The organism is Flavobacterium sp. (assembly GCF_031537875.1).
GTDB lineage: Bacteria > Bacteroidota > Bacteroidia > Flavobacteriales > Flavobacteriaceae > Flavobacterium.
On the sequence record NZ_JAVKNB010000011.1, the window covers coordinates 316,045 to 327,219 of the forward strand.

Consider the following 11,175-nt stretch of genomic DNA (forward strand, 5'->3'; position numbering starts at 1 on the left):
ACTTCTCTCCCTAAAAAAAATCAACAAAAACATAGCGTTTAAATAATTTAAAAAAAATATTTTTTTTAAAGATGCTTTTCTACTATTCGTTTTAGATCTTGAAAAGAAAATGGTTTTTTGATATAGTCTTTAGCACCTAAATTTAATCCTGTAATCTCATCTATTTCTTCAGTCTTTGCCGTTAATAATACGACAGGGATATTTGATTGTGCTGAATTCATGTGGTTTTTTAAAAATCCATACCCGTCTAATTTAGGCATCATGACATCGCAAATAATTAAATCTGGAGAGTGTAATTTAACTTTTTCTAAATCTTCCAATCCGTCTTGAGCTTCTACAATTTCATATCCTATAAAAGAGAATAGCTCCACTATAGCTTCTCTTAATTTGATTTCGTCATCAATAATCAGTACTTTTTTCATAGCACTATGATTTAAATAGAGGGAATGTAAGAGTTACTTGAGTCCCTTTTCCAAGTTCGCTAGTAACTTGAATGGACCCAGAGTTTCTTTCCGTAAATGTTTTTACAATATAAAGCCCCAGTCCAGTTCCTTGAATACCTTCGGTATTACTGGCTCTAAAGAAAGTATTGAATAATTTTGGAATGTCTTTTTCTGGAATTCCAATGCCAAAATCAATGATTTGAATTTCAATTTCATTGTTTTTTGAATTTAGATTCAAAAGAATATCACCAGCACCTTCAGAGTATTTGAATGCGTTATTTAACAGATTAAAAAGAGAATATTCCATTAAGTTTTTGTCTGCAAAAACTGTAAAATGGTTTCCTTTAAAATTAAATTGAACTTTTCTACCGCCAATTTGATGCGAGTAACTAGTTTCAATTACATCCAAACAAATTTGTTTTAAGTCAAAAATAGTTGGGTTAAAATTAGTTTTTCCAGCATCATCTTTAGAGATGGTAAGCACAGCGTTCATTAATTCAACTATTCGGTCTATTTCTTCGGTAATAGTATTAATTCGCTTTTGCAATTGGGCGGAGTGAACAAAATTATGACCTTCAATATACATTTCTATTAACTCAGCACTAGTTCGAATAGTTGTCATTGGAGTTCGAAATTCATGCGAAATAGTAGAAACAAGATTTGTTCTCAATTCATTTAATTCTCTCTCTTGGATTAGTGCTTTTTCCATCGCATTCTGAACTTGTTTCTTTTGAGTGATATCTCTTGCACTTGATTGAAAGCTAACAGGTTCTCCATTTACCATAACGATACTCGCTTTTATTTCAAACCATACATATTCGTTGTTTTTATTTTTGAATCGGGCTTCAACATACGAGTCATCAGCTTTAGTGATAAAACTTTCAAATCGTTCTTGAAGTAATTCTAAATCTTTTGGATGGACAAATAGCATAGGTGACTCCCCAATTAATTCTTCGGGGCTATACCCCATTAGTTTTACAATTGATGGAGATACATATTCAAAGGTAGTATCCAAGTTATGTAAACATACCAAGTCTACGGTATTGTCAGCTAAAAGGCGGTACATGTTTTTAGCTTCATTAAGCTGAATGTTTTTATTGCGGTTGTTTTCTTCTATTAGCAGGCGATTTTGTTTTTCTACATTTTTTCTTTCGGTAATGTCTTCCATAGCTCCAATCATTCGGATAGCTTTGCCATTTGTGTCACGAATTATTATTGCTTTATCACTCACGTAAGCATAACTTCCATCAGATTTGAGATAGCGGTATTCATCAGACCATTTTGTAGAGTTGCTTTCTAAAATCGCATCAAAATGGTTGAAATAATTTTCTCTGTCCTCGGGATGAATAAAATTTTCACATTCAGCAGCAGTAATTATATTATTTTCAAATTGATGCCCAAAAAGAGTTGAATAGCTTTCTCCAACAAAAATCTCATCCGTTTGCATATTCCAATCCCAAAGCGCATCTGAAGTGGCTTGACTCGCATAGATGAATCGTTCATTACTTATTTTTAAAGCTGCTTCAGCTTTTTTCTGAGCAGTAATATCAACTCCAAACCCCACCATCATTTCAAGCGATTTATCTTCTCCAAAAACGGGTGCGTATTTGCGTGTATGAATCGAAGTTGATCCGTCACTTTTTTTAATTTCGTCAATCCATTCTATGACAGAATTTGATTTTGCTGCTTCTATAAATCGATCCCTTCTTTCTTGAGCAAATTGTGGATCTCTTCCGGTATGTTCAGCATATTCAAAATCATCTTTTCCTATGATATATTGGCGAAGTTCTTCATTTTGAATAGCGGCAGGGTTTACATATAAATACCTATGATTACTATCAAATACGGCAATTTCAGTAGGGAGTCGATCTAAAATCTTTTTGTATAATTCTTTTGGTTCTGATTCTGAAAACTGCTCTTGCAATTGGTGTAAACGTTGGATTTCATTTACGATATGATTAATTATTTTTAATTGTGTAGCGTTAATTGTTCTCGGTTTTGAATCCCAAAAACAAAGTGTTCCGTTAGTGGTTTTATTTCCAAATACGATTGGAATTCCCATATAAAATGTAGGCTCCGATTGAGTCTGGGTTTCGTTTTCTTGAATAATTTTGGCGTTAAGCCAATCACTATTTTCCGTTGTAATGGTTAAGCTTTCCCCTGTTTGTGCAATGATGGTCGTAGAATTGTTTTCTACAAATGACAAGACTGCTTTTGGAATTTCACAGACTTCGGCTGCAAAAGAAAGTATAGCAAGACATTCTTCTTGAAAGGCAGTTGACTTAATTATAGATTTAATTTTTATGCTATTTAAGGGCATAGGCTTTAGGTATTTGGGTTAGTTGCAGTAGTAAATTGCAATCACGATTCGGGACGTTAAAGCAAAATAACCATATAATTGGTATAAAAATAAAAGTTTATTGGTAAATAAAAGTTTTTTTCTGGGTATAATTTCAAAATATAATCCATTTTCGATTTTAAAGCTTCCAAAAATCATTTTCTATTCTGAAAAATCGAGGTGAAACTTTGTATATTTGTCACTTTACTACTAAATAAATGATTTCAAAAGCTACCATAGATACCGTTTACGAAACTGCTCGAGTTGAGGAGGTTATTGGTGATTTTGTACAATTAAAAAGAGCAGGGAGTAATTTTAAAGGATTGAGTCCTTTTTCTGATGAACGTTCTCCGTCATTTATGGTCTCGCCAGTCAAGCAAATTTGGAAAGATTTCAGTTCTGGTAAAGGGGGTAATGCTGTTGCTTTCTTGATGGAACATGAACATTTTACCTACCCAGAGGCGATTCGTTATTTAGCTAAAAAATACAATATTGAAATAGAAGAAACCGAGCAAACCGATGAAGAAAAAGCCAATACAGACATTAAAGAAAGTATGTATTTGGTTTCTGAATTTGCTAAAACGTATTTTCACAATACACTTTTACATTCAGAAGAGGGTAAAGCAATCGGTCTTTCGTATTTTAAAGAAAGAGGTTTTACTAATGAAACGATTACTAAGTTTGGTTTAGGATACTCTCCAGAGACTTGGGATGCTTTTACCAAAGAAGCTTTAGGAAAAGGGTATAAATTAGAATTTTTAGAAAGTACAGGTTTAACTATTCCTAAAGATGATAGGCCTTTTGATCGTTTCAAAGGGAGAGTGATGTTCCCAATACAAAGTATGTCGGGACGAATTTTAGGTTTTGGTGGTCGAATTCTAACGAATGATAAAAAAGCAGCCAAATACCTCAATTCACCAGAAAGTGAAATTTACCATAAAAGTAAAGTGTTGTATGGTATTTTTCAGGCCAAACAATCTATTGCTAAACTGAATAATTGTTATTTGGTTGAAGGATATACTGACGTAATACAGTTCAATCAAGCGGGAATAGAAAATGTGGTGGCCTCTTCGGGAACGGCATTGACTCCAGACCAAATTAGATTAATCAATCGATTGACTAAAAATATCACCGTTCTTTTTGATGGAGATGCGGCGGGACTTCGTGCGTCTATCCGAGGAATTGATTTGATTCTTGAGGAAGGAATGAACGTAAAAGTATGTGCATTTCCTGATGGGGAAGATCCAGATAGTTTTGCAAAGAAAACATCGTATGATGACTTAGTGGCCTATCTTGAGAATAATGCGAAGGATTTTATCCAATTCAAAGCATCGCTTTTGATGAAAGACGCTCAAAATGATCCTATCAAGAAAGCTGATTTGATTCGGGATATGGTACAAAGTATTTCTAAAATTCCTGACCGAATTCAACGAGAAATCTATATTCAAGAGTGTTCCCGAATTATGGATATTTCAGAGCAGGTTTTGGTGAGTACCTTGGCACAGCTTGTTCAAAAAGATATTGCAGAAGTTGGAAAGAAGCAAAAACAAGAGCAAAAAGCATTTGAAATTGTAAAGAATGAAGCACCTGTTCCAACTGAAAAAATTGATATTTTATACCGATTGGAGCGAAAAATAATTGAAATTTTATTGCTTTACGGAAATAAAACAGAAGAATTTGAAGATGTACTTTTAAAGACAAATTCAGAAGGAGAAATTGATCAAGTAGTTGAAAAAAAGGAGTATAAAGTATACCAACGCATTTATTTGAGTTTGCAAGAAGATGAGGTCGAATTAGCAAATCCTTTGTTTAAAGCTATTTTTAATGATTTGATGAATTACTATTTGCAAAATGAAAATTTTGGAATTGAGAATTATTTAAAACACTTGCCTGCTGAATTTGCACAAGAAGTAACTGATATTCTGATGGAAGATGAACGCGTTACTCTTCACAACTGGGATGGTCAAAACATTTTTGTCAAACAAAAAACAGAAACGGTAAGTCAGCATACTTCTGAAATTATTATCTCTATGCGAGAATATTTGATTAATAAATTGATTTTGGATTTAATGAGTGAATTTCCAGAGCAATCCGATACCGATCAAGAAGAATTAAAAGTATTGATTAACGATTATAATAAGTTAAAAGTTAATCTAACGGGAACTATCGGAAGAATTCGTTCCACCTATATATAAAAAAAATGAAAGCCATTGGCTTTCATTTTTTTTTAAACGGTTTCTTATTTAGTCTAAACAATTTCTAATGTTTTGGCTTTGTTAACCAAGTCAACTAAATTGGTTACATTCAATTTAGTCAACAATCTTAATTTGTAAGTACTGATTGTTTTTTCATTTAATTTAAGGATATCGGCAATTTCGTGGTTTTTCTTGCCATCACTTAAGTAACGTAATACTTCTACTTCGCGGTTAGAAAGTTTGCGATACAATCGTTCGCTTTTACTTTGTTTAGCAATTAAGGCTAAATTTTTCTTTACCGTTTCGTTCATGATAATTTTTCCTTGCTGCACTTTGATGATGGCTTCTGCCAAAGTTCCTAGCTTTTCTGTTTTATGTACAAATCCAGAAACACCCGCTTTAATTGCATTTGGAGCATAAATTTGTTCTGAAAGGCTACTGTAAATAATCACTTTTGTTTTTGGGAATTCTTTTAGAATGGATTTTACTTCAAAAATACTTGTTAGCCCTTCTAATTCAAGGTCTAACAATAAAACGTCTATTTCTTTTGTCTGAAGTATTTCGTTCAACATGGAAAAGCTTCCAATGTTAGCAACTATAGCAATATCCGAGTGATCTTTGAAGTACGATTTTACTCCAAAGTGCACCACAGGGAAATTATCGGCGACACATACCTTAATCATAATGTTGTTTTTAGAATTGTTATTTGTTTTTGGAAGAGTAAAATTAATAAATAAATTCTGTAAACAATTGCAAATCAGTTAAAATGTATTATTTTAACGATTGAGGCAGTATGCAAACAGGTATCGGTTGCATTTTATGTTGATTTATAGTGTTTAAACGTTTGTAAATTTCGAAAACTGTTTTTTCTCTGCCTGAAAAAGAAGCAGCTGATTTTCCTTCTTCATCTTGACGCATCGCCCATTCTAATTCGTCATAACTGGCACCTAATTGGTCTTCATCAGTTCTATCATCTCCAAATAATCCATCAGTAGGAGAAGCAGTTAAAATAGATTCAGGAATTTTTAAATAAGCTCCTAAAGCAAATACATCCGATTTCATTAAGTCAGCAATAGGACTTACATCCACGCCTCCATCTCCGTATTTAGTATAAAATCCCACTCCAAAGTCTTCTACTTTATTCCCAGTGCCGGCTACTAATAAACCATAAATTCCACCATAATAATATAGCGTTGTCATTCGGATTCGCGCGCGGGTATTGGCTAGAGTTAAATGCAGTTGTTGTTCTTCGGTGTCATTAGGAAGTACTTCTTTGAAAGTTTCAAATACCGAAGTCAAATTCGATTCGGCTCTTGAAACATTAGGAAAACGTTGCATTAATTGGTTGATGTGTTCTCTACCTCGTGCCACATGACTTGCAGCTTGATGAATGGGCATTTCTACACAAACTACTTTTAAACCTGTTTGCGCACAAAGTGTAGAAGTAACGGCCGAATCAACTCCACCTGAAATTCCCACAACAAAACCATTCACTTTTGCGTTAGTGGCATAAGCTTTTAACCAATTAACAATAAATTCATTTGCTTTTTCAACTTGAAGTGTGCTTTTTTTCGACATAATAGTTTAGGTATTAAAAAGCAGGAATGTATATTTGCAGAACCATTTTAAAATGAATCTGTTTTCCTGTTACTTTGGAAACAAATTTAATTAATAAATTATGAAATCGCCAGTAACAAATTGTTTTTTGCAAAAAAAGATATCCTAAATTAATTACGCCTTTAAAAAATTTTTAGACATGAAGATACGGTTGTTTTTGCTTTCCCTTTGTCTGTTTTTTTTATCATGTGATAAAAAAAAGGCTGTAGAAAAAGTAGTCGAGGAAATTCCTATGGATATTAAAGTAGAACGATTTGATCAAGTTTTTTTTGAGTCAAAACCAACTGATTTAAAGAAAATCAAGAAACAGTATCCTTTTTTCTTTCCTGCAGGTGTTCCAGACAGTGTTTGGACAAATAAGATACAAAATCCACTTTGGCGTGAATTGTATACCGAAGTTCAAAAAAAATATAGTGATATTGAGCCTGTTCGTTCTGAATTGATTACGCTGTTTAAGCACATTAAACATTATTTTCCAAAGACAAAAACGCCTAAAGCAATAACAGTAATTGCTGAAATGGATTACAATAATAAAGTTATTTATGCGGATAGTTTAGTTATAATTTCGTTAGAGTTGTACCTAGGAAAAGACCATAAATTCTACGAATTCCCCAAATACATTAAGCAAAATTTTGAGCAGCGACAAATGATGCCAGATGTGGTTGCTGCTTTTTCAACTAGTAAAATTAGTGTTGAGAAAGAGAAAACTCTTTTGAGTCAGATGATCTATTGTGGAAAACAATTGTATCTCAAAGATCTCTTATTACCTGAATATACTGATGCTGAAAAAATGGGATACATTCCAAAAGAAATTAGTTGGTGTCAAGAAAATGAAGCGTATATTTGGCGTTACTTTTTAGAAAATGACATGTTATATAGTGACGAACCTAAATTAAGTTCACGGTTTATTACGCCAGCTCCATTTTCTAAATTTTATTTGGAAATAGATAATGAATCTCCGGGACAAGTTGGAGCTTGGATAGGATGGCAAATAGTGCGTTCGTATGCAGAGAATAATGATGTTGCTATAGCCGATTTATTAAAAATGAATGCTAAAGAATTGTTTGAAAAATCAAAATATAAACCAAAGAAATAATGCCAGATACTATCACATCAGAAATTAAATTTGAAATTGAATTAGACGCGAACCGTGTTCCTGAAAAATTATTTTGGACCGCTGCCGATGGCGGTGTGGCTAAAGAAGAAGCAAAAGCTTTTATGTTGTCTATTTGGGATAGCAAAGCAAAAGAAACCATGCGCATTGATTTGTGGACCAAAGACATGCCTGTAGATGAGATGAAGATTTTCTTTCATCAAACCTTAGTAGCTATGTCAGATACTTTTAAACGCGCTACTGACGACGAAAAAATGGCCGACACGATGAAAGATTTTTGTGATTACTTTGCCGAAAAATTAGAGCTGACCAAATAAAATAATAGTTGCTACAACAAAAAAAGCCAAAACGAATTGTTTTGGCTTTTTTTGTTTTAAATCAACGATTTAAAATTCGTTTTGACCTTTAAAAACTTCTTGATTAACTTCGTCTATATAACTTAAAAGCTCTTCTTTTCCAGTAAATTCAGTTGAAGAAGTTACGAAATATTGAGGCATTTCAGCCCAATTATTAGCAAACATTTTCTTTTTATAGGCGGCAATATGCGAGTCTATTTTTACTTTACTGATTTTGTCTGCTTTGGTAAAAATAATGCAAAACGGGATTTCGCTTTCGCCCATATACGACATGAATTCGATGTCAATAGTTTGAGCTTCGTGTCGGATATCAATTAAAACAAAAGCGCAAACTAATTGTTCTCGGGTTTCAAAATAATCGGTAATAAATTGTTGAAAGATAGATTTGGTTTTCTTAGAAACTTTGGCATAACCATAACCAGGTAAATCGACCAAAAACCAGTTTTTATTGATTAGAAAGTGGTTAATTAGTTGCGTTTTTCCGGGTCTTCCAGAAGTTTTTGCTAAATTTTTATGATTAGTTAACATATTGATAAGTGAAGACTTACCTACGTTAGAACGACCAATAAAGGCATATTCAGGTAAATAGTCTTTTGGACATTTATCCACTTGTGAGTTGCTAATAATAAATTCAGCAGTAGTAATTTTCATAGGTATGATTTAGACTGATTTAAGAAACCGGTTTGTAAACAGTTGTAAACCATTCTTCTAATATTCTGTTGAATTCGTCAGGATGTTCCATCATAGCAGCATGGCCACATTTGTCAATCCAATATAAAGTCGAATTCGGTAATAATTTATTAAACTCTTCTGCTACTTCAGGAGGTGTAACTTTATCGTTACGACCCCAAATGATACAGGTTTGTGTCTTCATCTTGGGTAGGTCTTTCGCCATGTTATGACGAATAGCACTCTTAGCGATGGTTAGTGTTTTGATCAATTTAATTCGGTCATTCACAGAGGCATATACTTCATCAATGAGTTCAGGAGTAGCTACCTTAGGATCGTAAAAAACATCTTCTGCTTTTTTCTTGATGTATTCGTAATCGCCTCTTTTTGGGTAACTGTCTCCCATAGCACTTTCGTACAAGCCAGAACTTCCTGTAATTACTAATCCAGCTACTTTTTCAGGATACATTTTAGTATGGTATAGTGCAATATGACCGCCCAAAGAATTTCCTAACAGAATTACATTGTCCAATCCTTTGAACGTAATAAAGTCTTTAACGTACTTAGCAAAAGCCTTTACGTTAGTTTTTAAAATATTTTGGGTGTAAATAGGTAAATCGGGGATAATTATTTTGTAGCCTTTGTTAGAAAAGTAATTTGCAACTCCGTCGAAATTACTTAAACCACCCATTAGCCCATGTAGGATAACGATTGGAGTTCCTTCTCCTGCTTCAAAATAACTGTATCTACCTTCTTTTTTATAGTGTTGTTCCATTTTTTCGGATCCCTATTTTTCAATTTCGACAAATATAGGATTTAATACATAAATATTAATTTTTGACAACAAATTTTAATGAGATATTCCTTTTTTTACCTTTTAAAAATCAAGTATTGGTGGTTTTTGTTTGGTAAGTCTTTAACAATATTTATAAACAACCTGAATTGTAGCTAAAGCTCTGATTGTACAAATAATAAGGGTTTTGGTTGTAAAGTGGGGAAACTTATTAACAAAGTGGTATATTGTGGTAAAATGTGGTAAAATATTTTATATTTTTGCTTAATATCATTTAAATACAATTTCTTGAACACAATAGTTGGAACATACGAATGTAAGGTTGATGCAAAAGGAAGGGCTTTGATGCCTTCGCCTTTGAAAAAGCAGTTGGCCTCATCATTGCAAGAAGGTTTTGTTTTGAAGCGTTCTGTTTTTCAACCTTGTTTGGAGCTTTATCCAATGCAAGAATGGAATGGAATGATGCAAAAAATCAATAAGTTGAATCGATTTGTAAAGAAGAATAATGATTTTATTCGTCGTTTTACTGCTGGTGTTAAAGTGGTGGAAATTGATGCTTTAGGAAGATTATTGATTCCTAAAGATTTGGTTGGATTTGCTAGTATTTCAAAAGATGTGGTTTTTTCTTCAGCAGTGAATATTGTTGAAATTTGGGATAAAGACTTGTATGAAAAATCAATAAACGGAGAGGATGTAGATTTTGCTGATTTGGCAGAAGATGTAATGGGTAATGTAAATGACGACGATAATGGAATATCATAATCCTGTTTTACTTCATGAGTCGGTGGATGGGTTGAATATCAAGCCAGACGGAATTTATGTAGACGTTACTTTTGGTGGTGGAGGTCACTCTAAAGAAATTTTAAGCAGATTAGGTCCTAATGGAAAGTTGTTTGCTTTTGATCAGGATGAAGATGCTTTGGCGAATGCCTTACAAGATGATCGCTTTGTTCTTGTAAATGAAAATTTCAGATTCATTAAACGCTTTTTGCGTTTTCATAATGTAAAGAGTGTTGATGGTATTTTAGGTGATTTAGGTGTTTCTTCTCATCAATTTGATGTGGCTGAAAGAGGATTTTCTACTCGATTTGACGCGGAGTTAGATATGAGAATGAGTCAAAAAAACGATTTGAATGCCTATAGAGTGGTGAATGAATATGACGAGGAGAATTTACGTAGAGTTTTCTTCGATTATGGAGAGTTGAAAAATGCACCTGCTATTGCAAGAGTGATTTTAGAAGCAAGAGAAATGGCGCCGATTCGAAATACGGAGCAGTTAAAACAAGTGTTGAGTCGTTTTTTACCAGCACACAAGAGTCATAAAATATTAGCTCAAATTTATCAAGCTATTCGAATAGAAGTGAACCAAGAAATGGATGTTTTGAAAGAATTTTTAGAACAATCATTAGAAGTTTTGAAGACTGGAGGGCGATTGAGTATTATCTCGTACCACTCTCTTGAAGATCGATTGGTAAAGCGATTTATTAAAAACGGAATGTTTGAAGGAGAGCCAGAGCGAGATTTTTTTGGCAATTTTTCGGTTCCATTTAAAACAATTGGAAAATTAATAGTTCCGAATAACGAACAAATTAAAGAAAATAATAGAGCGCGAAGTGCTAAGCTTCGAATTGCTGAAAAATTATAATTAGT

11 protein-coding genes are annotated in these 11,175 nt (G+C 33.2%); 5 read left to right on the forward strand and 6 right to left on the reverse strand.

Features of this window, described 5'->3' with window-relative positions; genetic code table 11:
• Positions 1-65: 65 nt before the first annotated feature.
• Together RMR09_RS08685 and RMR09_RS08690 are read right to left on the reverse strand one after the other, a co-directional pair.
• Entirely contained in the window at positions 66-422 is a 357-nt protein-coding gene (locus RMR09_RS08685) for a response regulator (protein ID WP_310595403.1), read from the reverse strand.
• Between the two features lie 4 nt (positions 423-426).
• Positions 427-2,763 (reverse strand): PAS domain S-box protein, encoded by a 2,337-nt coding sequence (locus tag RMR09_RS08690; RefSeq protein ID WP_310595404.1) that lies wholly within the window; start codon positions 2,761-2,763, stop codon positions 427-429.
• A 236-nt stretch (positions 2,764-2,999) separates the two neighbouring features.
• Here RMR09_RS08690 and dnaG point away from each other — a divergent pair, with 236 nt between their 5' ends.
• Entirely contained in the window at positions 3,000-4,976 is a 1,977-nt protein-coding gene (gene dnaG / locus RMR09_RS08695; RefSeq protein WP_310595405.1) for a DNA primase, read from the forward strand.
• A gap of 53 nt (positions 4,977-5,029) precedes the next feature.
• On the opposite strand, the gene RMR09_RS08700 is transcribed toward dnaG, so the two are convergent.
• Complete coding sequence (locus tag RMR09_RS08700) at positions 5,030-5,659, reverse strand: response regulator transcription factor (RefSeq protein WP_310595406.1); 630 nt, start codon at positions 5,657-5,659, stop codon at positions 5,030-5,032.
• An 88-nt stretch (positions 5,660-5,747) separates the two neighbouring features.
• The gene (nadE, locus tag RMR09_RS08705; RefSeq protein WP_310595407.1) at positions 5,748-6,554 is read right to left on the reverse strand and encodes an NAD(+) synthase; all 807 of its coding nucleotides are present in this window, start codon (positions 6,552-6,554) and stop codon (positions 5,748-5,750) included.
• A gap of 178 nt (positions 6,555-6,732) precedes the next feature.
• Here nadE and gldB point away from each other — a divergent pair, with 178 nt between their 5' ends.
• The gene (gene gldB / locus RMR09_RS08710) at positions 6,733-7,689 is read left to right on the forward strand and encodes a gliding motility lipoprotein GldB (protein ID WP_310595408.1); all 957 of its coding nucleotides are present in this window, start codon (positions 6,733-6,735) and stop codon (positions 7,687-7,689) included.
• Positions 7,689-8,024, forward strand: a complete 336-nt coding sequence (gldC, locus tag RMR09_RS08715) for a gliding motility protein GldC (protein ID WP_310595409.1) — start codon at positions 7,689-7,691, stop codon at positions 8,022-8,024. Before gldB ends, gldC begins: the two co-directional genes overlap by 1 nt.
• 69 nt (positions 8,025-8,093) lie before the next feature.
• Here the strand turns inward: gldC and yihA are convergent, their stop codons facing one another.
• Both yihA and RMR09_RS08725 read right to left on the reverse strand, forming a co-directional pair.
• Positions 8,094-8,714, reverse strand: coding sequence for a ribosome biogenesis GTP-binding protein YihA/YsxC (gene yihA, locus RMR09_RS08720; RefSeq protein WP_310595410.1), 621 nt, complete (start codon positions 8,712-8,714; stop codon positions 8,094-8,096).
• Between the two features lie 19 nt (positions 8,715-8,733).
• Positions 8,734-9,507 (reverse strand): alpha/beta hydrolase, encoded by a 774-nt coding sequence (locus RMR09_RS08725; RefSeq protein WP_310595411.1) that lies wholly within the window; start codon positions 9,505-9,507, stop codon positions 8,734-8,736.
• A gap of 306 nt (positions 9,508-9,813) precedes the next feature.
• On the opposite strand from RMR09_RS08725, the gene RMR09_RS08730 reads away from it, so the two are divergent.
• Both RMR09_RS08730 and rsmH read left to right on the forward strand, forming a co-directional pair.
• Positions 9,814-10,287: a division/cell wall cluster transcriptional repressor MraZ gene (locus tag RMR09_RS08730; protein WP_310595412.1), complete on the forward strand. Its 474-nt coding sequence runs from the start codon at positions 9,814-9,816 to the stop codon at positions 10,285-10,287.
• Positions 10,262-11,170 (forward strand): 16S rRNA (cytosine(1402)-N(4))-methyltransferase RsmH, encoded by a 909-nt coding sequence (rsmH, locus tag RMR09_RS08735; protein ID WP_310595413.1) that lies wholly within the window; start codon positions 10,262-10,264, stop codon positions 11,168-11,170. Before RMR09_RS08730 ends, rsmH begins: the two co-directional genes overlap by 26 nt.
• Positions 11,171-11,175: the final 5 nt, after the last annotated feature.

What these genes read in the sequence shown, in the direction of transcription:
- RMR09_RS08685 (WP_310595403.1), bottom strand. Translation starts at nt 422, where the DNA reads ATGAAAAAAGTACTGATTATTGATGACGAAATCAAATTAAGAGAAGCT.
- rsmH (WP_310595413.1), top strand. Translation starts at nt 10,262, where the DNA reads ATGACGACGATAATGGAATATCATAATCCTGTTTTACTTCATGAGTCG.
- yihA (WP_310595410.1), bottom strand. Translation starts at nt 8,714, where the DNA reads ATGAAAATTACTACTGCTGAATTTATTATTAGCAACTCACAAGTGGAT.
- RMR09_RS08690 (WP_310595404.1), bottom strand. Translation starts at nt 2,763, where the DNA reads ATGCCCTTAAATAGCATAAAAATTAAATCTATAATTAAGTCAACTGCC.
- gldC (WP_310595409.1), top strand. Translation starts at nt 7,689, where the DNA reads ATGCCAGATACTATCACATCAGAAATTAAATTTGAAATTGAATTAGAC.
- nadE (WP_310595407.1), bottom strand. Translation starts at nt 6,554, where the DNA reads ATGTCGAAAAAAAGCACACTTCAAGTTGAAAAAGCAAATGAATTTATT.
- RMR09_RS08725 (WP_310595411.1), bottom strand. Translation starts at nt 9,507, where the DNA reads ATGGAACAACACTATAAAAAAGAAGGTAGATACAGTTATTTTGAAGCA.
- gldB (WP_310595408.1), top strand. Translation starts at nt 6,733, where the DNA reads ATGAAGATACGGTTGTTTTTGCTTTCCCTTTGTCTGTTTTTTTTATCA.
- dnaG (WP_310595405.1), top strand. Translation starts at nt 3,000, where the DNA reads ATGATTTCAAAAGCTACCATAGATACCGTTTACGAAACTGCTCGAGTT.
- RMR09_RS08700 (WP_310595406.1), bottom strand. Translation starts at nt 5,659, where the DNA reads ATGATTAAGGTATGTGTCGCCGATAATTTCCCTGTGGTGCACTTTGGA.